This is a genomic window from Stieleria maiorica, from assembly GCF_008035925.1.
GTDB classification, from domain to species: domain Bacteria; phylum Planctomycetota; class Planctomycetia; order Pirellulales; family Pirellulaceae; genus Stieleria; species Stieleria maiorica.
Map to the genome: position 1 here is coordinate 3,031,258 of NZ_CP036264.1, position 24,606 is coordinate 3,055,863.

The following is a 24,606-nucleotide window of genomic DNA, read 5'->3' on the forward strand; positions in this document are numbered from 1 at the left end:
CCCTCAGCATAACTTCACGAGAACGATACCGAGTCCGTCAGCGCCGAGCATGATCACCAATCGGTCACCGACGACAATGTTGTTGTTGATCGCGTTGCGTGTGCGAACTGGGTCGGCAGTCGATTGTTCGCCGTATTGCCACTGAACCACCCCGGCACTCACATTCGATTCGGTGTACTCGATCGGCTTGGCATTGAAGAAATAGAATTTGTCTTCGCCGTCCGGACCGGCACCCTCCTCAAATGCCAGCGCAGTGCTCGTTGCGATCGCCTCAAATGCAAATCCGGGCCGTGGGTTCATCGGACGGCCTCGGGTACGGGGACACGGGCGACCAGGGCGACGACATCCAGATCGTTATCAACCGCAGTGATGTGCATCGAGTAGGACGGCGGCGATTCCGACTCGACAACCGGCGTTGAAACGCGGACCTCGTTGATCACCGCATTGACCGTCGTTCCGTTGATGGAACCGATCATCGCTCCCGTTTGGATGTTCAACTGTCGGCCAGTCCGGATTTTGGCGACCTTGCGGGCCGACAAGAAACGCTCGCCGGCCAGTGTTGCCAAAGCGGTCAGCATTTCGAATGGATCGCGCAGCGTTCCGCCGTCACTGGTTTCCAACACGCCGAAGCGATCGTGACCGACCACGCATCCGGGGCTGATTTCGATGTGTTGCAGCCCCGGATGCTCAAACGTGATGTACTTGCGGCGCACGAAGTCGGCCGACACTGATGCCGGCAGCCGGACCTCTGGTCGACGGTCGCCGACCATTGCGGCGGTAATCAGCATCGTTTCGCTGTCGATCTCGCCCCACATCTTCGGGTTCGTCTTTTCCGGATCACCATCATTACCCGTGAACGATGGCCGGTGAGCGTGCTGGGGAGCACCTTGAACGTCGATCGTGAATCCGGGGCCGCGATCAAAGTAGGGACCGACACTGATATCGAAGTCGAGCGAATTCGGGTGTTTGACCCGCGAAGCACCGATGTCAGTGAAGATGGTCTGCAGCTGCCAGTACTTCGTCGGATCATCCGGAGTTTCGATGTAAGCCAGGATTGGCAACGTGTGTCGGCCGCGGGACTCATCGACGGATGCAACCGATCCTGAATAATCGATCCCCCTGAACAACGGCAACCGGTCCATGAAATAGGTGTTGCCGAGATAGGGGATGTAGGCATCATCACCGGGATCCGATTTCCAGAACAGCGACTCACCGTTCAGTTCCCCATCCCAGTCGTCACGGATCGGGAAGTTTCTGTAGACGTCCTGATACTTCGTCAGAGATCGGAAAAACTGATTCCACTCCCGCTTTTCAGCGGCCGATGCCGACGCCCAGAAACCCTGTCCAGAATATGTCTCGTTGTACTCGGTCAGTTCCGCCGGCGTCCAACCATTGATCCACTCGTCACTGTATCGGAACGTTCCTACTGCGACTTCCCGTGGTCCTCGGACGATCACCTGGTCCACCGTGTCGGCATCATCCTCATCGATCGATGAATCCGTCAATCGGTCAGACGAATGCGTCCACACCTGGATGTCATGATTGGCCGGCAAGTTGGTCACACCTGGCAGAACGACCGCGGCCGATGCATGGGTGAAGAACTCGATATTGACCGCCGTCACCGTCGGCGGCGTCACCAGGGGATCAGTCCCGCTGATCGTTGGCATCACACGCCATCCGAGCAGCTGCTCGATCGACGCGATTTCAGATAAGCAGGTGAAGATCGACTTTTCATCCGTCTCCAATTTTGGGTGGTCCCAATCCGGAAGCCGATCAAAACCAACGATCGACCACGGAATCGTGCCGGGGATCTCGGTCATCGTGGGCAAGTGGAACGTGGCCAGATGTTGGACAATGTCTTGGCTGGACCACCACTCGCGAGAATCGACCGACGGATTCTCGAATGCGTAAACCGTCGGCGTCGGATCGGCATCGTTCACCTTGACCTTTGCCGAAGTCCGGTTGCCCTTGGTGTGAGCATTGAAGACTGCCCCACGGTCTTTTCGCTTCCACTTCGTCGCATCGCCAGGGTCGACGTGGACCGTCGAAGTGATCATCGAATACTGCAGTGCCCGATCGAATCCGAAACACGGGATCCGTTGCACGCCGCTGGCGCTATCCTCCTGGATGATCACCGCCGAGTCGGCGTACCCGAGCCACGACAGCCATTCGCTGGCCCCCGTCTGTTGCATGATCAAAACGTAGTAGCCTCGCGCCGTGACTTTCGGCACAGCGGCCGCTGCCGTCGCCCCCGGCGCAAACACCGAATCGCCATATCGCCACTGCAGCGACGCCACACTGACCTGTGGTGCGACCGCCCAAACAATCTCTTCGACGATCAGGTTCGGCGCATACGCAAACGCATCAGCCCACGTCGCCTTGGTAAATACCAAGATCTTCGCATTGGTCGGATTGCCGAGAGAATTCAGGTCGATCGTCGACATTGCGTTTTCTTACGGGTTGCTGACGGCGTACATCGTCCACTGGCTGACCATCCGCAGAACCGGACTGAAACTGGTGTATCCGGCTGGTCGATACCCGTACCAGGCCGGCGACACATTCCAGTTGACGATGCGTGCCTGGGTGACCGCGAACGTGTGTCCGCCCGGCAACGAATATTGGATCGCCGAGCCGTTGACATACTCCGTCAACGAGACTTCGGTCCCGATCTTCCCGCGAACGGTGTTCCGCTCGGCCACCAATAACGACGGGTTAGTGAACCGAACCAGAGTCAACGTGAATGCCGGCGATCGCTCCTGTGTGACCTGGATACCGATTCCGTCGATCGACTGTGAGCGGAAGGGAATCGCATCCTTTTCTGGCAACAGGATCTCACCGATTTTCAAATCGAATTCAACAGCGTCAATCAAAATCATGGTGCCCGCCTCCTATCGGATGCTCGCGCAGAGTCTCGCATCGAATCGGTCGGCCGGCGTTGGTTGGGACTGGTGTTTGCCGCCGTCTCTTTGGCCGCTTCCAACTGTAGACGCTGCAGTTCCGCCAGGTCGCTGAGGGCCTGTTCAAGTCGCAGAAACACGGCCTGGTTGCCGTTGACGCTTTGGAATTCGCCATTCGACAACCTGCTGTAATCATTGCGGCGGATCGCGGATCCAATTCGCGAATACTTTGAATCGAGTGCCTGTAATGTTTCGGGGCTTTCGCTCAATGAAATCGATGAACTGACACGTCGCAAGAACGTATCGATTTCATTTTCGATGTTTTGTAGCCGTGGTGCTTCCAATTCGGTCACGCCACCGCTTCGGATCGCGGACCGGCGTCGCGCCAACTTTCCGATCGAGCTAACCGTCTCTTCAAGGCGTGTTCCGCCGTAAAGTGAGAATCCAGAACGGATCCCGGTTTCATCAAACGCTTCGATAAACGGTGACAGATAGCCATCCGATCGGTTTTCCGCCAGCGTTCGGGCCAGATCCTCGCGTTGCTGCCCCATCGAGCCGCCGTAAGTATCGAAACCCAGTCGAATCGCTTCACCAACGGCCGACTTTTCGCGCAAGAACGCCGTCTCTTGCTGGGGAGTCAAGAACCTCTCTTGGCTCAACAATCGATCGATGATCGATGTGTCCCTCCCTTCACGTTTCAGCAGATCGTATGTCTGCAACGCCGTCTGGAACGCGGTCCCACCACTGATGAACTGCTCGCCGGCGGATCGGAATCGCTGTTCGCCAAAGCTCACGTCCCCAAACGCTTCGGCCAGGACTGGGTTGTTTTGGATCGCACGGATTTGATCAAACAACAGGATAGGAGCCTTGCCTTTGAATCCCTTGATTTGGGCCGCTGCGATTCGCCCTTCCAATTCTGATCTTTTTGCTTGGTAGGATTCCTCCTTATCACCGATCCGCATTCGCAGGTCCGACAACTGGGCACGTTCATCATCGGTAAACTCGACACGTCGCAAACCAGTCAATCGTTCGGTCAGCCTTCGTTTTTCCACCGACAAACTGCGACGCGTCCCGCTGTCGATGTCTTCATAGTCCAAGCGATTTTGAATTGCTTCCCGTTGCTCGCGCAGCGTTTGGATCTGTGCAGACGTTTGCTCCGCGCGGGCTTCTTTGTCACTCAGCACCGACAATCGATGTCGGTCGGTCGCCGTGATCGGATCCTTCAACGCGTCAAGTTCCGCTTGGGCCTTGGTGGCGTCCTTCCCCAGGTCTTTGAAGAACCCTCGCAATCGGGCCATGAATTGAATCACCGCAGTCTGCGATGCGTCACCCTGGGGATCCGCACCGGCCTTGGTGAACGCCGCGAATGCCGCTTGCGACTGCATCGCCGACTCGATTCTCAGAGCCTCAGGGACAGCCTCTGACGCCGCGACCTTGACTGGGGCCAAGTTCCGCAGCAGTTTGCCGGGGTCGGTCACACGTGACATGGACCCGGTCAGCAGGTCTTTGGTGACCGCCAGTCGGACGTCCTTTTCCTTGGTCGCGTACAACGCGTCGGCCATCGCGGTCGCCGTCTCATCCACAAAGTCTGGCGTCTCTCGCGTCAGCCCCGCAGCGATCGGCAGAATTTGTTGGATCTGCTCAAACGTACCGCCGGCCGACGCCGTGTCACCAATCGCCTTGGTCAGGCCGGCCAGGTCAGAGAAGACCGCCGCTTTGGCCGTGGCCGGCACCAATTCCAGCAACAATGACTTTTGGTGGTCTTCGCTGAACTTCGCAAGGTTCTTCTGAGCATCCTTCTGTGCCGCCGCCAACGTCTTCTGGCTGTCCGATGCTTTCTGCAGCACTGCTTGCTGCTCACGCATCGTTTCGGTGACGAACTGCACCGCCTCTTGAATCCCAATGTACGCGGTCGCGATCGATGCGATTTCGGCGATCGCGTACTTGGAAATTCGGCCGAATGATCCCTTGCTCTTCTTTTCGTTTTCCTCGAGCTCTTTGTGCCACTTCTTGGCCTCGGCCGCCAGCGTCGGATTGATCTTCTCCAGCGGTTTGATCATGTCCTCGAACGTGCGTTCGACAATCTTCCCCGCGGAAACCAGGTGCGACTTGATGTCCTCGGCGACCTGCTGGCTGATCTTGTCGCCGGCACGCAACGCGTCGAGGGCCTGCTTGTATTGACCTTCACCGAACTTCGCCGCCTCGGCCATGTCGGCTTTCCACTTGTTGACCGATGCTTCCAGCTCGGGGCGCAACGCGATGATCTTCTTCGCAATCCCGTCGATGCCGCCCTCGGCCGCCAGTGATGCGTCCTTCATGTCGACGCCGAGCACCTTGGCCAGCTCTTGAGCCTCCCGGTTGCCGCCGGCCAACTTGGAGACGAACTGGTCCAATCGAGTTTGGTAGACCGACTCTCGCGCACGCTCCATCGCCTTGGCGATCATGTCCGCTTTCGTCGGGTCGATCTTTCGCAGCTCGTCCACCAACTGCCGCGCCGCTGCGATGCGGTCCTCCGGAATTTCGACGGCCTTCTTGATCTCACCACCCAGGGCCTTGAAATCGCCCCCCAACGCATCCAGCTCGGCACGGGTCTTTTCAAACTTGTTGGCCTGGTCGACCTTGGACCATTCGGCCAGGATGTTGCGAGCCTGGGCCGAGAGTTTGGAATCGACTTTGTCCAGCTTTTTCAAGATGTCGTCGACGGATTGCTTGCCGGTCTTGCTCAGCTCTCCGAACAGCTTTTTGCCCTCGGCGCCGGCACCGCGGAGCTGCTTGACGATCTTGTCCGACGCGACCTCCGACGACTTTGCCGCCCCCAGCATGGCATCGACCATCGCCTTTCCAGTCGATTCCATCTCCATCCCGGTTTTCTTTAAACCGGCACGAAAGTCATCGTCGGCGGCTTGCGACTTTCGGAAACCGTCAAGCAGACGCTTTTCGTCGCTCGTCAGCTCGACGATCAGAGTGGATTTAGCTGCCATGACACTCCACCCATGCGGCTAGCTGGCCAACGGTCGGTCGGAAATCGTTGGGTTGGCCTGCGTTGATTTGTCGGATCCAGATTCCATATCGGTAGTCGGCCGGCCTTGCCGGCCATCCCAGTTTCCCACCGCGTCCTGGTAGCCCTGCCAATCGACTGCGGAGTAAATCACGCGCATCGCATCTTCCGTTGACAGACACCCGAGCACACGGCTGGACAATTCCAACAGTGAGACGCGGTAATTCATTCCGATACAGTTCGCGGCGAACGTGATCACCTGCTTGCTGGTCAGTCCCTCTTCATTTCCGCCGGCCAACTTGGTCAGCACACGCAAACCGATGTCAAACAGGTCGCGATACTTCGGGACGATCGCACCATCGATCGGATTCCCGTCGTCGTCGATGTCGATGCAGACGGGCAGGTTCGAATGGTAGACCGCGGGGACTGTGTCACCAGTTTTCCACATCATCAGTCTGGGAACCAACCAGCGATACCCGCCCGTGGTCTCAATCCACTCCCCGTCGACCAGTTCCTCTCGCTGCAATTCCTCCGCGGTCGGCAACGTTTCGTAGCCGACCCAGTAGGGCACCGAATCGGCGCCTTGCTTCGGTGCCGGAATCCAGGTCTGTGACTGTTCATCGAAGTTGTGGAGCTTTTGGCGGTCCTTCTCCATCAGAAAACCATGCCGACCGTCCGGCCCAGTGCAGCCACGATTGGTCGGATGGTCGATCGCATACTCGAGCCCAAGTCGCCGAATCTCTTCGGCGCTGATTTGGTGCAGATTGGTTGGGATGAAATACAGAAGTGGCATTGAAACCAGTCAAGAATTAGGACACGGTTTTGTTGTCGGCCGGCGTGTTGTCGCTTTTGCCGTCTCCCTTGTTGTCGGCATTCGTGTTTGCCGCGGGATGCTGAACAGCTTGTCCGTTGCTCGATGACGATTTGTCGATCTTTTGCAAGACATCAAGAAGTACCTGCCGGCCTGACTTCTTTTCGTATGCTTCCATGATCTTGGAAGCATCCTCCTTTGGGATTTTGCTTGCCTGATGTTGCGATGTTGGAACGCTGCATCCGGTCATAGCACGGATCACGAACGGCAAGTCGCGTTTGACCTTCGGTTTCTTCTCTTCTTGCTTTTTGGCCATGGTGGCACCTGGATGGAGACGTGGAAAGGGCCGTTTGTTTACGACAACGTGTGCGAGAGATCCATGACGATCATGTCGTTGTTCCCGTCGTCAAGTGCGCTCAGCGTCACCTGCATCGCGTGTGGTGCATGACCGTCTGCACCGATTTCCTGGACGCTCAGGACACCATCAGCGGTGAATTCCGCATGCTCGGCCCCGGACATGAATGCCCCACTTCCGAGCAGCTTTTTGCGCAGCACGATCGCTGTGTTTGCGTGGGTCGCATGCTTGCCGACCAATTCGATGTCAGCGAACTTCGAGACGTCATAGCAGGTGATTTGGACAAATGGTTTGCGTTCCGCGACGAACAGTGATTTGGCGTTCACATCGCCGTCGGCCGACTGCGGCTGAACCACCATCCCGAATCCCATCGAGATCGATGTCTTTTCGGTCATCGAGATTCCGGCCACATTGACAGGGCCGAGGTGGTACCCGTTGACGTCCAGGATGGGCGACGCCGGCGAAGGCGCCGCGAGGTCTTCGGCGATGATCAACGAGTCGTTCGATTCGTCCCACAACGAGAACACCTGGGCGGACAGTGACGCGCGACTTCCGTGGGACACTGACAACGTCTGCGGAATGATCAACCCATTGGGGATCGTCCAGCTGGTGTGCACGCCAGGCGTTCCGGACGTGTCGATCGTTCCACACGGTTTGCGTTTGATCGCCCACATCTTGAATCCGAGATCATTGACACCGATCAAGCACTCACCTTTCGTGCCGATCGCGGTCAACAGCGTTTTGATGTCCATGGTTGTGAACGTCGCATCGGGCTGGATATTGCCGATCTCGCCGTAGGACGCGTTCTCGCTTCCCGCGGTGACTTCCGTATTGACTTGGACACCGGGCCGAATGCTCTGGTTTGAAATGCCACCGATCCACGTCGATGACGCCGGCAGCGGATCGCCGGCGCGAAGTTCGATGGCGTAGGACGTGTTACGTGTCATCGGAAATTTCCTTCAAATCGGGGCACAAATCGGGCGATGAAATAGTGACCGAGCAAAACAGATTCCCGGTCAGGAATGCGGCGGAATTCGTCCGCCATGTTGATGTCAGAATCGGGGTGCCGAAAATTCAATTTGCGCAGCGATGGATAGCTGATTTTCACGCCGCCACGATTGTCGACTTGCCCGGTGCCGGATCGGGTCGTAATGCGGGCCGTTGCCGCCAGCCGGCGGGCCTCGCCGGTTTTGACCAGGGGATAGGTGTGCCCATACCGGCGGAACTTTTCACGCACGTATTTCGTTTTTCGCTTCGCATACCCGGCCTCAGTCGCGTGGGCGTGCGTGAACCGTTTGGGTCGATAGCGGACGTGGAAATCCTGTCCTGTGTCCTTCCAGGCCGGCTCTGACGCGGCCACATACGCTTGGCGAAGACTGCGGCCGACACCTGGGCCGTGGATCTTGATATGGTTCTGCAGCGTTGCCATCAGCGCACCTCAAATCGAAGCATGCCGAGCCATCGCGGCCGGTCCGGATCGGAATCCATTTCCTCGTCCCGTTCGTCATCCGCTTGGGGTGTCGCGCCGCCGTAGGATGGATTCAATAGGCAAAGGTGCGATTGGCCGGGAATCGACTCGCCGGTCCCCTGCAGCGTCATCGCCTCTTCCAGGATCGATCCGAATTGATCGTCCACCCACGCCTCTTGGTCACTTTCGTCTTCGATCTCCGCAAGATCGGGGACATAGAAACCGGCGGCGATCATCATGACGCGGGATCCGACGTCGGTGATCGATCCCTCGGGACTGGTCTCGAATTCGACGCCTTCGCTGTCGATCATGAACCGCGGGTACTGGAACGGCGGAACCAGGATTGTCCCACCATCGTCAGGAATCCACATCGGCGCGTGCGTTTGGATCTTGGGCAATGCCTCGGCGGCGTCGGCCGCGCCGAGCACCGATTGAACCGTTGCGCATTGCGAGAGCAACAGTCGCATCTGATGTTTGGTCGAAAAGATTCCGGTCGGAGTGTACATCAGCCCTTTCGCTCAAAACGTTTGCCGGCCTGGTACTCCGTCGATCGAGTCGCCAACACGGTTTGCACCGCCTCGTCATGCCCGATGATCCGCTTGACCCGCAATTTGAATTGCGAATCGCCCTCGGTGACTACAATCCGGTCCTTCCCCGATTCGCTGACCGACAGACGAACCGTGGCCCCGCTGTCATCGACCCGTTCGATCGGCAATTCGATGATCGCAGTTCGCCGGACCTCACGCCCCTTGTCCGCGTTCAAGCTACTGCGGCCGTCGCCGCGGACCTGGTTGGACCCCTCTTCGTCGCTCCAATCGACGACAGCATCAACCTCAAACTTGTTCGCCTCCACACCCAACGGCCAATACTCGATCGTCTCCGCAAACCCATCGGTGTCGAAGATGATGTCGTTCAGCTCGGAAATGGCATCGTGGAGTGACAAGAGAGTGACCTATTGGGCGTCGTCTTCGGACGTCGTTTCCACTTCCGTAACGGTTGCTGAAGTTTCTGGTTCGGTCTGCGGGCCGTCTCGATCGATGACGACATCCTCGGTCGCCTTGTGATCAACACGCGGGAGTCGCATTCCGTTCTTTTCGACCAAGTTGACGATCACCAACGCGCGACCGATGTCTCGGCGAAGCGGTTCGAGCCAATCTTCGGTGACATCAAATGGTTGGCCCGGTTCAAAGACCTGCGTCTCCAAGACATTGCCAATCTTGTCACGACGACTCCGACGAAACGGAGTTGTCGATCCTGGGCGAAGCATCACCAAGACGCCGGTCGATTTTGATTTCTGTTTTGCCATGATTCAGTGTGTTTGCGAATGAGAACGAGAAGCCGGCCAGCAAGATTACCGGCCGGCACCAAAGCGCCGGCAACCGATCACGCGGTGCTGATCGTCGTTCGCACTGCCTTGAACCAGGCGAGATAGCCGAGGTTGTAGCGAGCCTCGGTCATGACCTTCATTTCCTTGAACTCGATATCGTCCATCCCCTTGGTTTGGACTTTTAATGGCTTTCGAGCCTGGAACGTAAACGGCTTGATCGGATCCGCGGTGTGGTACAAGTCGAACTTGTAATCCGGCATCGTTGCCAACGGCAGCAACATCGGTTTGTTGACAACGAAATTGCTAACGCCTGCGCCGCCTTCAACAACGATCGGCTGATTCAACGCCTTTTCCGCAACGATATACATCGACAACGGAACCGCGATGATCAATCCGTCGAGTTGCTTGATCCGCGGACGCATGTACGGTTTCCCGTTGTCACGCTTGAAACCGAGCATCGCGACCAACGCTTCATGCCAGAGGGTACGGAATTCCGCCGGGGTGATGTCATCCCGGTCGACAACCGTCTTGGCCAGGTCGTTCGACTGCGTTCCCGAGTCGCCCCAGACGTGATCGGTATCGAAGAAATACTGGCCGTCGAAGCAAAGCGAAGATTCGCCGGCTGTCATGACATCGATCATCAGCTCATCAGGGTGGTACGCTGCCTCTGTTCCCAGTTGCATGCCGAGATTTCCCAACATGCCGATCTGGTCGTCGTCAATGTCGTCCTTGAGCAACTCGAGGGAGCTTTCCCATTTCTTGTTTTTGAGCTCGTAGTCCGCCCCTTCAATTTGCTTGAATTGACGAGGGCCGAGCCATTCACGCATCCCCGGCATCGAACCGAGCCAGGAATACTTCTCGCTCGCGCCGGTGCTCGGAACGATGGTGGCAAGTTGTGGGTAAAACGGCGTGGCCGACTTGATCCCGTCCTTCACCTTGACGGTCACATCTCGTGCGATCGCCTTGTAGGATGCAACTCCAGTGGACATGATTTTGAACTCTAAAAAAGGAATTTTGGAAAGCGGTTAATCAGCAACAGACCCGCACGATTACGGAAGTTGAATGTCGATTTGCACGAACGCTTTCGTGGCGGAAACCACTTCGGCGATCGTTCCGATGTAGGTGCGACTCGTTGACGTCAACGAAGCGGTGTCGTTGTCGGTTGCGTAGGCTTTCTTGCCGACGTCCGCCTGAGTCAATCCGGCCATGATCACGGGGAACTTGCCTTCCTGAAACAACTCAGCGTTGATGTCGCCATTTGCGCCGTTGGTGTTGTCTGCCTCCGTCTCAGCAACGCCGACGAACGGGTTTGCCCCCGAGTTAATGACGTTGGTCCCGTATCCGTTCGCGTCACGGAAAACCAACGACGCTTGAGGGAGCTTGATCGTGGCCGCTACCGGGATGAACCCCTTGTTGCTGTCGGCCCGCTCGATTTTCTTACTGGTTGTGGTTGCCACGTCTGTTACCTGAATTGAGTGCGATTGATTTGTGATGAACGCGTATCAGAGAGTCGGTTACGCTGCGGCCGACTCTTGGACCGGCAGCCCTTCCTCTTCTCGCCGTTCGGCGATGTAGCGATCAATCGACACACCGAGTTGCTCGTGGATCGACTGGTGCTCGGCGTACTCCTGACGGAATTTTTCGTTCTCGTCTCTCGCTGCCTTTTTGGTCGAGAACTTGTCGCTCTTGTCGTCTCCGACAGGCTTATTCTTCTCGCACATCCGACCGAACAAGATCTTTCGAACGTCACCGGCTGACATCTTGTCGTCAGCAATCCACTTGGCCGCTTCGCCTTTCTCGACGCATCCTGACATTTCGCAAATGCCAGTGATTTCTGATGCCCGCTCACTTGCGGAGAGCTCGGCTTTTCGCTCGGCGCGGTCCTGGGAAATCAATTCCGTCAATTCGGAGAGCTTTTCGGTGGTCGACTTTGCAAGACTTTCGAGAGCCTCGTTCGTCTTGTTCAACGCGTCTTTGGTTTCTTGGTCCATGCCAGGATCCTCGGGTTCAATGGAGAACTCGGCGGAACCATACCGCCGCAAAAGGTAGCGATCGCGAAACGCGTTGAATCGAGATTCAACGACCTCGCGATCCGAATCAGGAAAGATTTGGTCCAAATACTGCGACGCAGCCAAAGCGATTTTGCTCGGCAGACGTCGCGCGGAACCTTCGAAGAATTCATCGAGTGATTCTTCGCTCGAGAAGATGTCGCCGTGAACGGCATCGCCTTCGTCGACAAAGTCGGTTGCCCAGAACTTTGTCGGACGGAAAAGCGGCGGCCGTCGATTGCCATCCTCGTCTGGTTCACGCTCGAGCTTATCGGTGGTGATGACGACGCTTGACTGAAACGCACCTGGATCGGACTCTGCCAAATCCATCAAATACGCTCCGCGTGCCTTGGATCCATCCGGACCAGGTTCCATTGCTGTTTTGTCGATATGAGCGTCTGCACGCAGGATGTGACGCCCCTCGCGTTTGTCGATCCGGAAGTTCTTGGCGCGTCCCATAAATTTCCCCAGTCCGTCATCACTCATCGACGGATGCTGAAAGCGGATGCGAACGCCTCGGGGATCTGCATTACCAAGTTTCTTCAGTGTCTCGAGCGACTCGAGATCGAACTCCCCGCGTCCAGGTGTCTTTGTTCGCCCCTCTTCGGCGACGGCATAGCCGCGGATGACGTTTGACTTGCGGTCAACGCCCACCTGCTTGTCGCTGGCGACGGTGCCGGCACGGAACATATGCGGCGATTTAGTTATTTCGAACTTCATGCTCCCGCACCTGCTGGTTCTTCGGCATCAGCCGGTTCTGTTTCTGCGTCAGTTTCGGCGTCCAGATCCGTCGATTCCTTGCTCGCGCCGCCGATGTTCTCGGTATAGGTTCGCTTCAATGGTGGAAGACCACGTTTTTCACGTTCTTCGTTTTCCCAGACTTCACGATCCATTCGGAGTTCGGTCTTCTTGCGTTCTTCGGCATCGAGCTGTTCTTCGGCGTCTTCCCAGTCTTCTCCCTTCTCGCCGTAGATCGTCGACTTCGTTTCGATCCCTCCCTCGTTGGCACGAACATGCGCCCGAACTTCCTTGTCGGGATCGATGAACCCTTTGCCCTGACCAGTCCACTTGTGGCGTTCAAAAATGTGCGGTTGCTCAAGGTATTCGACGATGTCGATCAACCCGTCCATTTCGCCAATGAACACAGCATCGTTGACGACGCGTCTGTAAACCGGCTGAAGCCCTTGTTCGATGATCACCGACTGTCGCATCGAGAACGACATCCAGCCGTCGAGCATCGACAGACGGCCGCTCGAGAACGTCACGCCCTTGTAATCCTTCGCCAACAGTTCGTAGGGATACGCCAACGCACCGGAAATTGTCCGCTGTGATGAACTCACAAACGGAACAAACGTTGATCCTGGGCGTTGAGGATCGACGGTTACAACATCTGAATCATCGTAGGTGTGGTGAATGAACCCAGGATGAACATCCTGCTCTTTCATCTCATTGCTAGTCGGGCGATTTGATGTCGCACCGAGCGCATAGTCATACGGATCCCCGCCGCGTTCGCCATGCTTAAAGATCAGCCCGAACGCTGCCTCGATTTGCTTGGCGATCAGTTCTGCCTCGAAGAAGTCGTCCAAGTCTTTCAGCCGATTCATCGCCGTAGCCATCCACGGAATACCGCGTGATTGCTCGGGGAACATCGGGTCGAAGATGTGGATCATCCTTGCATGGCCGGTTTCATCAAATCGCTTGACGAACTCGTAATCGGTGCTATAGCGAACGCCATCTTCGTGTGGGTGCGTATAACGCACGTAATAACCGATGATGTCATCGTTTTCGCTGTAACGAATCCCCATCCGAACCTGCGGATCAGTCATGAATTCGGGCGGTGTTTCCACCCGCTCCGGACTAATCACATCGATCGTCAGTCCGATACTGCCGCGGAACGATGCCTGACCGAGGATCAGGAACGCTTCGCCGTAAATCGCGTAGGTTCTGCAGATCAGTCGCTGAATCGCCGGAAGCGACAGTCGACGACGCTTATCAACTCCGTGATCGCTCCAACGCTTGCAAACCTCTTTGAGCTTGTCGTTGATCGCGGCAGCGCGTTCTTTGCTGATGGACTCGCTTTCGCGGACTCGCGGCTGGCAAGTGATTCCGGTTCCAACTTCATTGGCGACACGACCCTCGACCGCTGAATGAGCAACCGTATTCCCGCGGTAGAGTTCAACGCATCGCTCTCGGAGTTCCTCGAGATCATCTTCGATCGCACCATCTGGGCTGACTTGCGAGCCGATGTAGCGATTGTCACGCAAGCTACTTTCAGTGACACCCGGCCAATGGGATCCCATTTTGTCCAGCAATGAGATCTGCTTTTCCATCATCCGGCGACGATGACGGCATGACTGCCTCTTGTTGCCCCATGCCGGCGCTAAGTCGGCTGCGAGTGTATCAATTGTCGCACCAAGTCGCTCTGACCAGCGTTTCTTTTCAGCCGGCGGACGCTTCCGCCGTTTCTTTCCCCACATCAATAACGGAATCATGATCGATGCAACCTCGCGCGATTGGTTGCTGGACCAAGGCGGGCATTTGCAACCCGTTGAAGTTCCTTGATCTGTGAGTTGAGATACTCAAGACGATCAATTGCATCTTTCCGAGCGACACGCCTGCCACGAACCTCGAGCTCGATGTAGTCCTTGCCATCATCGAGTTGTTGTTCAATGAAGTCGCGGAGGCTTGTCAGTCGTGCGAGTCGAGTTTGCGCCATGCAAAAAGCATTACCGACTCAATATCTCATTCAACCGCGTAAGTCCTATATTTAGGACTTGCATCTACCTGCGACGCTTCCAGACTCGCTTCATCGCGATTCGCGGCGGCGCAGCTGACAGCGGAACAATCTGCTTGTGATCAGGCCGATACCCGCAATAGCAACATTTCCGCCATCGCGTACGAGTCTCCGATTGCTCGTTGATTCTCGTCGTTTCCACTCGGAGAGTTCCAATTCCGCAGCTTGGGCAGATGTTGGCGTTCATCGGCGACCCCTCAAAAATGGGTTCTTTGGCTTGCGAATGAACCCTGGCTTCGTAACCGCGTCGTCTAAATCAGCATTGATGACTCGAGGTGTCTGAAACTGCTGACTTGCAGCACCAACATTCAATCCTGAGCTCACCGGGCGATCTTTCGGAAGACGCTCCCACCGTCCGTTCGTGAACACCTCGGCCGCAGTCCGCGAATATCGGAACACGTCACGGAAGTCGACGGGGATCGTCGATTCGTCAATCCGGACGTGCTTGCCCTCGCGCGGGTCGTACCGTTCATTGAGCAGCTGGTCGAACAAATCAGTGTCACCAATGATCTGGCGCGGAAGGATGATCGACATCGGGTCGCCCGGCATCCGGCGGACCATCGCATTGTCCAGCCAGTTTTGGGTCATCATCGTGTTGACCTGGATGCAATGCAGGCCAGCGATTTCGTTCTTGCGTTTCTTCTTGTTGCCGTTGCTGCCGAACTTGTTCTCCAGTTCACGTTTGTTGAACATCTTGACGCCCATGTGGCCGTACCGAGCACCTTCCAGCGGCCAGGTCCAAGGACTGCGAGGATTGTTCACCGACATGCAAAACGAAAAGACCTCTTCTTGCCGGTTGCCGTCTTTCGAGTCGACCAGATTGATCAGGCTGAAAATCGGGTGCCCGTCTTCGTGCGGCCAGGGTGTTTTCAGCCATGCCTCGACATCGTTCCAACTGGGGACCGTGTCGTGTCGAATCAGATAGCCGGTCGCCTGACGGTCCCATCCAAAGGTCCCGAGCACGAAGTGGTCCAACTGGACGTCGACGGCCGTCGTGACGAACACACACGGCTTCGGCACCGTTCCAACGTCCCAATCCCCGACACAGAGTTTCTTGGCCAGGTCCTCGGCTTGCATCTGGACGACCAACGGCACCCAAGGCATGCCCCGCCAATCGTTCTCGAATGATTGCTCTCCCTCCGGGGTCCCGCGGGATTCGGCGTAGGCTTTCGCGCATTCGCTGAAACTGAATGTCGGGCCGTAGAGTCGTGAAATCTGGAATGATTCATCGGACCCATCGTTGACCGGGCGGCCGACCAGTTTGCCATCGTCGTCGACATATTGACCCTCTGCACACCAAACCCCGCGGCTAATGATCGCCCGGCGTTGCTCCTCCTTGATCTCGTCACCACATTCGATGCAGATGTAGACCGCGGTCGATGCGGCGACGTTAGGATTGGCGTTCCCGTTCTCGTCGCGATCCCACCACAACCCGCCGGCCGAGCGGTCCGTCCCCTCGTTCCAAACCAATTCTTGGTGGTGACCGCAATGCGGGCAGGGGACGTGGAATCTCCGATTGGTCCCCAGTGCGACGTACTTCGCGATCCGCGATCGCCCCTCGATCGTCGGCGTCGATTCCGCGTAAAGTTTGCGGTCGGGGATTTCCGCACCGCGCGCCATTGCCAAGTTGAACGGGTCGGACTCTTCCGACTTGTCCTTGGTGTACTTGTCGATCTCGAACAGGGCCAAGTATCGCGGATCCTTGTCGCCCAACGTCGCCGGCGATCCCGACCACGCGCCGTAGATTGTGAACGTTGCTGTCTTGACCTTTTGCTTCGCCCGCCTGGATGGATGCGGGCACAAACCACGGGTCTTCGGCGATTTCTCCAACATCGGCCAAAACCGGTCACCAATCGTTTCCTCCACGATCTTTTGGTCGGGCCCGATGATCATCCCGACGTCGGGATTGTGGTCCTGAGCGGCGTGCATGAACGACAAACCGTCTTCGGTCTTCCCGAGCCGGCTACCGGCCATGAAGAAGATCCGCTTCACATCGGGATTGTCCCACGCCTCCGCGATGCCCTTGACCCATGGGTAGTCGAAATAGTTGAACGGCACACCCTTCTTGGTGTAGCTGTTCTCCTTCATCCACTCCCACGTGTTGATCGGTTCGATCGGCAGGATGCAATCGAGCGTGCGGGAATCGGGCACGTAGGGAGCGATTTCAATCATCATCGATCCCGCTTTCGAGTTCGATGCGAAGAGCGCGCAGAGCGATATCAATCCGCTGAGCAAGATCACGCTCCAGCTGCCTTTGGATTTCCGGTGCGTATCCTGCGGCCAATTCAACGGGGATCCTCTGCAAGCGGTTGCGAATGTTCTTGAGTGCGTTGGCGAATGTGTTATTGGCCGACGACGCGTGAATCAGCCCCTCGGCCAGCAGGTGCTTTTTGTAGGCCGCGATGGCCGCCTCTTCGGTGACCTTGTCGGCCTTGCCCTCTTGCTCTTTCAGCTTCGCCAGGGCCATGCGGAGCTTGAATTCGTCCGGATCCTCCAGCGACAAATCCGAAGTCTTCCGATTTGCCGCCCGCCACTGCAGGATTGCATCGACGTTGTACCCGTCGTCGGTCTTCGGCGGCGCCCCCTCGGCCAGCCAGCTTTTCAGCGTGCGTTCATGGACCCCCAGCGACTTGGCCGCCTCGGCGATCGTCTCGGCAAATACAGGTTGTACGTCGTCGCTCATCCATCAGTCGCAGCCAATCACTAAGCACTCACCACCCGGTCGGGCAGCACGATCAATTCCTTGTCTCCAACGATCGCGGACACGTCGCCATCGTCGTTTGTGTGTTCCAGCCCCCAATGCCAAAACGGTGACGGCGTCACGTCCAGGTCTGTCGACCCTTCAATCTCGAACTGGGCGTAAAACGAACCGCCGCTGGAAACCACCACGCCCTCGATGTAGATCCGATCGGTCACACCGTTCTCATCGCACAGTTCCGCACCGAACGCAACCACGTCATTGACCGCAACATTGATGGCGGTGATCGGGATCTGCAGCGGGCCAACCGGCGTGCCGGTCTTGTAGTCCGACAGCTTGGTCAGCGTTACTTTGCTCGTGCGCGACGTGTACGGTGCGACAGGGGCGACGTTGACCGATGGCGAGTACTCCCCAGGCACACCGATAACCGTCACGCCAGACGTTGCCGACACCGGCGTGATCCACACCTGATTGGCATTCGTCTCCGCCTGCGTCAAAGCAAAATCGTAGTAGCCGCCCTTGCCAACCGCTTGCGTCGGGTTGACGTCATTCGTCGCCGCCGGCGATCCCGAATCGAGCTTGATTGTCGCGGTGATGTTGTCTTGGTCATCCTCCATCGGTGCACCGGTAGCCGTGACGAATGCGAAGACTCTCCAGAATTGACCGGCGGTGTTCTTGAGCATGGCTCTACAGCTTGGTTATGCGTTTCCAGCGCCAATCGAAAACGACGTGATCGTGAAGGATTGGCCGGTGACAAAACTGGTGTTATCGACTTCCATGTCTGCGCCGCTTCCGGTCCCTCCGACAGTTCCCTGCAGGTGGCACGTCGTGCCGTCGTTGGCATACAGCCGATAGTGCGCGGCGGTCCCGTCGGCATCTGCTGACGAATCATCCCAGGTGCCGCTCTTGGCTTTTGAGCCACCAGACGCCGCCGCAAGATAATCAGACGGTAGGTTGAGCGTTGCGACCACGGTGCCCGAGTCCGCCGCCGCTGCATTGGCCGGGGCTGCTCCCGTTCGAATTTTTAGAATCGCAGATGCGCCAATTGCGGTTTCAATCGCATCGAGCATTGCATTGCGGACGGCTTCAGAAAGTTTGATTGCCATGTTTCTAGGCTCCCAAGAGCATGGTGTAGTAGTAATACGCCGGATGTACCGGGGGTGTTTCGCCGCCCAGAGCATCCACCGTGAAATCGTCGAGTGAAAACGCAGAAGATCCTCGGATTTGCAACGCTCCGGCAGCGGTCGTTGTTAGATCATCAATCGAAACCGATGCCGATCCTGTATTTGCGGAAGCCCCAACTGCGTCGGTCGTAATGTCGTCGATCGTTGTCGCCGATGCCCCCGTGATCGACACCTTTCCGGCCGAGTCGCTCGTAATGTCGTCCAGGGTCGACGCAGACGATCCTGCAATTGCGAGTTCGCCCGCAGCGCTAGAAGTCACGTCGTCGAGTGTTGCCGCTGCCGTGCCGGTCGATTGGCTTGTCCCATCGGAATCGCTCGTTACGTCGTCGAGTGTCGCCGCTGCGATGCCAGAAATTAATAGTGAGCCCGCCGATGACGCTGTGACGTCATCCAGCACAATTGCTGCAGAACCGGAGTTGGAAGAGACGCCGGTGCCCGTAGTCGTGATGTCGTCCAGGGTTGCCGACGCTGTTGCGACGATTGCCAGTTCACCAGCTGACGCGGTCGTAATGTCATCGATCGTGACCGTGGCAGACGCATCGATCGCCAGTCCACCCGTGGACGTCGTCGTGACGTCGTCGAGCGTGATCGCTGACGTGCCAGTGATGCCACCACCGCCGCCCGCATCCTTAAAAACCGCTATCGCCCCAAACGCCGGGCCACCGGATCCGGACAGCTTCGTCCATGTGGCGCTAATGGGTGACGTGGACGAGTAATCCACGCTCGCGATCGCTGCACCAGGCCGAAACGACTGATCGGAGGCAAGGTTCTGATTAACCGTGAATCCGCCGTCGATGGTCGGGCTCAAGAAGTCCCACGCACAGGCGAAAAACGCGATCGCCTTGCCGTCGGCGGTCGCTGGTGTTGCAGAACCGGTCCCGATCGTGTCGACATCGGACGACATGTTCAGCGTCTGTCCGCTGTCCTCCATCACTGGCGTCGAATCAAGCCCCGAGTATTCGCAAACGATCAGTTTGTAGCGTGCGGTGTTCGTCCACGACGGCGAAAAGTTGTCGGCACTCGTGCCCGATGCAACACGATAATAGGTTGCCCCGGCCCCGTCTGATCCGTCCCCTGATTCAAGAAGTGTCCACCCCGACGGCGTTGTAAATGGCTCCTCGCCAAACCGGCATGCGACAACAGCCACTAGCAAATTGTTTGCTGTGGCTCCTGATACGGTTACGGTCCCGGTGGTCCCGGCACTCGCACCGCTATCAGTCGTCCATGCTTGTACGAAAGTCATTCAATCGCTGAGATCACCGCGGAGAGTGCTGTTCGAAGACCTGCTGTTTGCCCAGCGGTAAACGTGCTCAAAATCATCGTGCCCTCGCTCCACTGAGCAGGGCTTTTGATGGTGACGTTTGTCGGGACGTTGCTGTCCATCCAGTTTTTCGCCGCGGTGATCGACGAAAGCATCGACGCAAACTCTGCCGTGACGCTGTAGAGTAAATCGCTCTCTTGCTCCTTCGCAAACGTCGACAGGCCCGGCGTGTCTTTGAGGGTGATGAACTGGTTTTCCGCACGATCCAGCGTCAAGTAGATCGTTAGAAGAAAAGGGTAGTCGGCACCCTCTGCGGCCAACTGAGCGTTGAATCCCTGGAGTGACAGCTTCAGCTGCACCGCCGCACGCTTAACAAGCGTGTACGCTTCGCTTGGGATGACGTTGCTTGCACGAAATGCCATCAGTTTTTCTCCACCGGGCAGACGAAACAGTTTTGGAATTTGTCGACGCGAGTTTCGGCCGGGGCGATGTCGCCCAGGACTGCGACGCCCAGCTGGTCGGCGGCTTGCCGAGTGGTCAGTCCGTCGGCGTCATGCAAAACCCCTGCCGCGTCGCGGTTGTTTTGATCGCCGATCACCCAGCCCGGTCGCTGCGGTTCAAAGAACACTTGGGAGACTTGACCGTCGGTTTCGAGAAACATTCGGTCCGGCGCGAACAGGTGGAACGTCGATTTGTTGCCGTAGCCGAAGTCGCAGTCGATGTTGATGTCGTTGTCGATGAAATCACAATCGACGAATCGGTGGACGATCCCGCGTCCGCTGAAACCGTCACGCGTCCAGGTCATCCGGTGGACGGCGGTTTGGTTGTTGACCAGCGTCAGGTTTTCAAAATGGTTCAGCTCCGCATTGCCGCGCGATCGCAGCCGGATCGCAAGGTCGCAGTTTGCAATGTAGCCGTTTCGGACGATGACTTCGACGGTCGTCGATCCGTTGCTGGTGATGCACCACTTGGACGGACCATAGCGGCTTTCCAGCGGCTCCAGCGCTGCGATGTGAACCAGCCCGTCGATTTCGATGGACGTTTCGCCGTAGTTGCCGACGCAGCGTTGCGAGTGGTAGCAGCCGAAATCGTGGATAATGTTCCGCCGAGTGTCGGGCCGGATCCGGAGCCCGTCCGTCCAGTCCCCGACACGGTCGGAGACGCCGAGCGCTTCGCCGACGCCCATGACGTAGCAGCCCCGGAATTCAATCCAGGAATGTGTCGGATAGTCGAACGGCTGCATGTCGCCGTGGATGTCGTGGGCCATCATTTTGCGGTAGCCCGCTTTGCCGATCCACCAACCGGTCGAGGTCCCGTGGGCGGCGCAGTTGATCCACGAATTGGCGTGCCCCGCGGCCCAGTACCCGCGGCGACACATTCCCGCGGCGTGGCAGTTGTGGTAGACGTTTTCGGTCTCGTTGCCGTCCTCGGTCGTAAACGCCGCGTCCAGTGAATCGCCGCTGATGCAGTCTTCGATCAAAAAATGGCTGGTCCCGTGGACGACATGGGTCCATTTCGGCCCGTCCCAAGTCACACAGCCGCGGCACCGGCCGATGAACCCGTCGAAGTTGGGACCGCGGCCGCTGACGTGGTGCAGGTGCCAGTTGTAGCGCGCTTTGATGTTCGTCCCTTCGATACCGATGTCGAAGACGTCGGCGTAGCTGACGTTGATGGGCCAGGCCATCTCGGTCCGACCCATCGCCGGGAACGATGCGAAGTTGTGGTCGACGATCGCGGCGCCGTTGTTCAACGTGTGCCCACGGGTTCCGTTGGGGTTTTCGCTGGTGATTTCGACCGAGCGGGTTTTGTTCAAAACGATCGGCGGCATCCGCAGCACGCCGTCGGGATCGATCGCGGCGGGGTGGCGGTTGACGATCGGAGTTTCGAGCGTGACGACGTTTCCATCGATCGCGGCAACCGTGACGGATTCGCCGAGCCGATAGACCGGGTTTTTCTCCCATCGGATCGACCCTTTTCGATACCCAAGCAACCAATCCGAACCGGTCTCGGCACGGTCGGCGTACCAGCGTGGGATCGGTGCCGGCGGTGATCCGTATCGCGGCCCGTTGGCGACGCTCTTTTCTTGGCCCCAGTGTTCGGTGTCCGGCAAATAGAGCTCGTCGCCGACCTCCCAACCCTCGGGGGGCGACATTAGATGCAGCGTCATTTGACCGGGATCGATGCCGCCGACGGACCAGACGGCCGCGGTTTTGGGTTTGCCATAGATCACCCACTGGCCGCCGAAGTTCAAAACGCCCTGTCCCCACTGGCCGGGATCGACGGCCAGGTCGATCGGTTTGTCGTTGATAACGACCTTCATCACGGCAGGTTGACCGGGTGCCCCTTGCTGTAACGTCCCCGTCGGCAGGATGACCAGGTTGTCGCAGTGGAGGAGCGTCTTGTTGTCCGCGTCATTGCGAAGGGTCCCCGCGATCTCGATCGAGCCGAGTTTGACGGTCGACCGCAGGTCATACGTGACGACGAAACCCTCGGGGATGTAAACGTCGTGGCCTTCGTGAGCGACCAGGGGATCGATGCCGGCCTCGATGGCCCGTGCCGTTTCTTCGTTGTCGCAATCGGGCACTGGAGTTGATCCCCAGGTTTCCGGATCACTCCATCGACCGGATTGAACCGCGACGCAGTCTGGGTTGGAGGCGAAGCGTGGGACGTGCTCGCCGTGGTGGGTGATGATTTCCGAATCAGTGACGGTGATGTGAGCTGACGCGACGCCTGAAAGGGCCAGCCAGATGAGTAGCGTTTTCATTCGTGTTCGCTTGGATTTGATTGAGCAGATCCGCCAAGCAACGCAATCTGGACGTTGCATTGGTTCACTTCCTGCTGAAGTTTCTCGCGGTGCTCATTGCACTTTCGGGTTTCTTCTTTTTGGACGGTCATGTCTGATCGGAGCGTTTCAATTTCCTTGCTGTGCTGTTTGATCAGTTGATTGCGTTCACGCGTTTCGTGAGTCTGCAAGAGACGGAACAGATATCCGATCACACCAGCCATCATCGCTACGATGCCGTGTTGTCCGAGTTCTGATAGTTGCCCGTCGCCCAGCATGTCCTTACTCACTGCCTCGTCTCCGCCGATAGTCGCCGGCTGTTCGTGTGAAGTGTTCGACTAAGTCTGCGTCCTTCCTATGGATGAATCCACACAAAGAAAACATGCTCACCAACCGTGATCCGCTGTTGTCCGGGCAGTTCCGCCGGAAGCGGATGCAGGTATGAAACGACCACAGTTCCCCGCCGCAACGACTTCAGTTTCGGCAACAGTTCCCGAATCAAATCGTCGTAGAGGTACATCACGACGTAGTCCGCTTTGTAAAAGCGATACCGCCGGCTGTCCCCCTCGGTGATCGACACCAGGGACCGCACGCCGGCCGACTGCACCGCGGATCGTGCAAGGGCCGCGGTTTGCGGATTGATCTCGATTCCCATGCCATACGCACCGAACCGACGCGCGGCGTCAACCAGGATGCGTGCATCACCGCATCCAGGATCCAGGATGATCTGACCCGACTGCGGCCGGATGATCTGCCAGAGTGCATCCACCGCCGTCGTCGGACTCGGGGCGAAGGAATGCCGGACCTTCTGCAGCGGATCCATCGCATCCAGAATCGTCGGCGGGGACGTTCGTGCCTTTTCGAACGCGGCCCAAAGCTCACGTTGCATCCGGCACGACGCGCGACCGCAGCAATAATCGTCCACACCCAACGTGTATTTGCGACCGGACATCACGAACCCGTCGGACGTCCGATACCACGGCCAGCCGGCGCTCGCCGTTGACCATGCGAGCAGTACGATGAGTGCGAATCGAATCATATTACAGCCCAAACAAAGGTCCATCGGATTGCGTGTTGTCCTCATCATCCGCCGGGTTATCGACCGTCCCCTTGAACCGTCGATAATCCTCAATCAGCTTGTCGCGATCCTTGCTGGTTGCTTCCAGGTATTCGCCGATCGACTTGACTGCTTCGTCATTCGGCACACCGGGCTCATCGGGGTCATCCGGGTCTGCCGGATCATCGGGCTCATCCAGGTGTGCCCAAATCGGCAACGTCGTGATGTTGGATTGCTGAAAGAACCCCTCCTCCAACTCATCCGCCGGCGGCCGGTTGTCGGCCAGCTCGATCAGATCCGGTGGCTTCGGAAAACCGATGACCGAACGATTGGCATATTGGAACCAGATCGATCGAACCGTCTGGCCGGCACCGTCGCCGCCCCATGACCAGGTCAGCAACCCATAGCAAAGGTTGTCCCGGAACGAATGGACGCTCGATCCAGATTGGCCGCCGATCGCGTTCGGTTGCCACTTCCAAACGGTGCCGTTGTAGGTGAAACCTCGGGTTTCGAGACGCTGGTAGTATGGTCCGCGGCAACGTGGATAGCCGCCGGTGTAGTGGTCGCCCTGCGGCGTCTCTTTGACCAGCTTCACGATCGGCAGCGGAATGACTTCCTCCGCTTCCAAGATCGCCCAGTCCATCATCACGCGGTCGGAGTACCCGGCCATGATGACGCGGACCTGATAGCTTTTCTGCAGCTTCGGAAAGTAGCAAGACTCCAGCTTGCCGATCCGGGTGCCGGCGACGTGAGCATTGGTCAGAATCAACGACTTGCCGCCACGTTGGCCGACGATGCAGCCGGAACCGCAAACGTTGCCGTTGGTCACACGGCAGATCGAATCGGACGATGGACCAAACGGTGTCGTTGAATGGCTGGCGAGTTCTTCGGCGGACAATTCGCCCAGGTCATGTTCGCTGCTCATG

25 protein-coding genes are annotated in these 24,606 nt (G+C 57.6%); all 25 read right to left on the reverse strand.

All coding sequences use genetic code 11. From position 1 onward, the window contains the following. Positions 1 to 3: 3 nt before the first annotated feature. The 25 genes from Mal15_RS10460 to Mal15_RS10580 all read right to left on the reverse strand — a co-directional run bounded on the left by Mal15_RS10460 (position 4) and on the right by Mal15_RS10580 (position 24,605). A complete protein-coding gene (locus tag Mal15_RS10460) occupies positions 4 to 300 on the reverse strand; it encodes a hypothetical protein (RefSeq protein ID WP_147867705.1) in 297 nt (98 codons plus the stop codon). After that, positions 297 to 2,444 (reverse strand): hypothetical protein, encoded by a 2,148-nt coding sequence (locus Mal15_RS10465; protein WP_147867706.1) that lies wholly within the window; start codon positions 2,442 to 2,444, stop codon positions 297 to 299. The genes Mal15_RS10460 and Mal15_RS10465 overlap by 4 nt, the downstream gene beginning before the upstream one ends. Before the next feature lie 9 nt (positions 2,445 to 2,453). Further along, a complete protein-coding gene (locus Mal15_RS10470) occupies positions 2,454 to 2,876 on the reverse strand; it encodes a hypothetical protein (protein ID WP_147867707.1) in 423 nt (140 codons plus the stop codon). Then, the gene (locus Mal15_RS10475) at positions 2,873 to 5,878 is read right to left on the reverse strand and encodes a coiled-coil domain-containing protein (RefSeq protein WP_147867708.1); all 3,006 of its coding nucleotides are present in this window, start codon (positions 5,876 to 5,878) and stop codon (positions 2,873 to 2,875) included. The genes Mal15_RS10470 and Mal15_RS10475 overlap by 4 nt, the downstream gene beginning before the upstream one ends. 18 nt (positions 5,879 to 5,896) lie before the next feature. Beyond that, positions 5,897 to 6,688: a hypothetical protein gene (locus tag Mal15_RS10480; RefSeq protein WP_147867709.1), complete on the reverse strand. Its 792-nt coding sequence runs from the start codon at positions 6,686 to 6,688 to the stop codon at positions 5,897 to 5,899. 16 nt (positions 6,689 to 6,704) lie between these two features. Continuing rightward, complete coding sequence (locus Mal15_RS10485) at positions 6,705 to 7,022, reverse strand: hypothetical protein (protein ID WP_147867710.1); 318 nt, start codon at positions 7,020 to 7,022, stop codon at positions 6,705 to 6,707. A 38-nt stretch (positions 7,023 to 7,060) separates the two neighbouring features. After that, positions 7,061 to 8,008: a hypothetical protein gene (locus Mal15_RS10490; RefSeq protein WP_147867711.1), complete on the reverse strand. Its 948-nt coding sequence runs from the start codon at positions 8,006 to 8,008 to the stop codon at positions 7,061 to 7,063. After that, on the reverse strand, positions 8,005 to 8,490 hold the full coding sequence (locus tag Mal15_RS10495) for a hypothetical protein (RefSeq protein WP_147867712.1): 486 nt from the start codon (positions 8,488 to 8,490) through the stop codon (positions 8,005 to 8,007). Before Mal15_RS10495 ends, Mal15_RS10490 begins: the two co-directional genes overlap by 4 nt. Beyond that, complete coding sequence (locus Mal15_RS10500) at positions 8,490 to 9,035, reverse strand: hypothetical protein (RefSeq protein WP_147867713.1); 546 nt, start codon at positions 9,033 to 9,035, stop codon at positions 8,490 to 8,492. The genes Mal15_RS10495 and Mal15_RS10500 overlap by 1 nt, the downstream gene beginning before the upstream one ends. Further along, a complete protein-coding gene (locus Mal15_RS10505) occupies positions 9,035 to 9,472 on the reverse strand; it encodes a hypothetical protein (protein WP_147867714.1) in 438 nt (145 codons plus the stop codon). The genes Mal15_RS10500 and Mal15_RS10505 overlap by 1 nt, the downstream gene beginning before the upstream one ends. A 9-nt stretch (positions 9,473 to 9,481) precedes the next feature. Beyond that, the gene (locus Mal15_RS10510; protein WP_147867715.1) at positions 9,482 to 9,835 is read right to left on the reverse strand and encodes a hypothetical protein; all 354 of its coding nucleotides are present in this window, start codon (positions 9,833 to 9,835) and stop codon (positions 9,482 to 9,484) included. A 77-nt stretch (positions 9,836 to 9,912) separates the two neighbouring features. Then, entirely contained in the window at positions 9,913 to 10,845 is a 933-nt protein-coding gene (locus Mal15_RS10515; RefSeq protein WP_147867716.1) for a Mu-like prophage major head subunit gpT family protein, read from the reverse strand. Positions 10,846 to 10,905: 60 nt separating this feature from the next. Beyond that, positions 10,906 to 11,313, reverse strand: coding sequence for a hypothetical protein (locus Mal15_RS10520; RefSeq protein ID WP_147867717.1), 408 nt, complete (start codon positions 11,311 to 11,313; stop codon positions 10,906 to 10,908). A gap of 57 nt (positions 11,314 to 11,370) precedes the next feature. Next, positions 11,371 to 12,624: a hypothetical protein gene (locus Mal15_RS10525; RefSeq protein ID WP_147867718.1), complete on the reverse strand. Its 1,254-nt coding sequence runs from the start codon at positions 12,622 to 12,624 to the stop codon at positions 11,371 to 11,373. Then, entirely contained in the window at positions 12,621 to 14,396 is a 1,776-nt protein-coding gene (locus tag Mal15_RS10530; protein WP_147867719.1) for a phage portal protein, read from the reverse strand. The genes Mal15_RS10525 and Mal15_RS10530 overlap by 4 nt, the downstream gene beginning before the upstream one ends. 485 nt (positions 14,397 to 14,881) lie before the next feature. Then, on the reverse strand, positions 14,882 to 16,873 hold the full coding sequence (locus Mal15_RS10535; RefSeq protein ID WP_147867720.1) for a terminase gpA endonuclease subunit: 1,992 nt from the start codon (positions 16,871 to 16,873) through the stop codon (positions 14,882 to 14,884). Further along, a complete protein-coding gene (locus tag Mal15_RS10540; RefSeq protein ID WP_147867721.1) occupies positions 16,863 to 17,381 on the reverse strand; it encodes a hypothetical protein in 519 nt (172 codons plus the stop codon). The genes Mal15_RS10535 and Mal15_RS10540 overlap by 11 nt, the downstream gene beginning before the upstream one ends. 20 nt (positions 17,382 to 17,401) lie before the next feature. Then, positions 17,402 to 18,079, reverse strand: a complete 678-nt coding sequence (locus tag Mal15_RS10545; RefSeq protein ID WP_147867722.1) for a hypothetical protein — start codon at positions 18,077 to 18,079, stop codon at positions 17,402 to 17,404. A gap of 15 nt (positions 18,080 to 18,094) precedes the next feature. After that, entirely contained in the window at positions 18,095 to 18,502 is a 408-nt protein-coding gene (locus tag Mal15_RS10550) for a hypothetical protein (protein ID WP_147867723.1), read from the reverse strand. A 4-nt stretch (positions 18,503 to 18,506) separates the two neighbouring features. Then, positions 18,507 to 19,727, reverse strand: coding sequence for a hypothetical protein (locus tag Mal15_RS10555; protein ID WP_147867724.1), 1,221 nt, complete (start codon positions 19,725 to 19,727; stop codon positions 18,507 to 18,509). A 92-nt stretch (positions 19,728 to 19,819) separates the two neighbouring features. Then, a complete protein-coding gene (locus Mal15_RS10560; RefSeq protein WP_147867725.1) occupies positions 19,820 to 20,263 on the reverse strand; it encodes a hypothetical protein in 444 nt (147 codons plus the stop codon). After that, positions 20,263 to 22,605 (reverse strand): G8 domain-containing protein, encoded by a 2,343-nt coding sequence (locus Mal15_RS10565; protein WP_167546722.1) that lies wholly within the window; start codon positions 22,603 to 22,605, stop codon positions 20,263 to 20,265. The genes Mal15_RS10560 and Mal15_RS10565 overlap by 1 nt, the downstream gene beginning before the upstream one ends. Continuing rightward, positions 22,602 to 22,901, reverse strand: a complete 300-nt coding sequence (locus tag Mal15_RS10570) for a hypothetical protein (protein ID WP_147867727.1) — start codon at positions 22,899 to 22,901, stop codon at positions 22,602 to 22,604. Before Mal15_RS10570 ends, Mal15_RS10565 begins: the two co-directional genes overlap by 4 nt. 77 nt (positions 22,902 to 22,978) lie before the next feature. Further along, entirely contained in the window at positions 22,979 to 23,575 is a 597-nt protein-coding gene (locus tag Mal15_RS10575; protein WP_167546723.1) for an SAM-dependent methyltransferase, read from the reverse strand. An 88-nt stretch (positions 23,576 to 23,663) separates the two neighbouring features. Continuing rightward, the gene (locus tag Mal15_RS10580; RefSeq protein WP_147867729.1) at positions 23,664 to 24,605 is read right to left on the reverse strand and encodes a hypothetical protein; all 942 of its coding nucleotides are present in this window, start codon (positions 24,603 to 24,605) and stop codon (positions 23,664 to 23,666) included. Position 24,606: the final 1 nt, after the last annotated feature.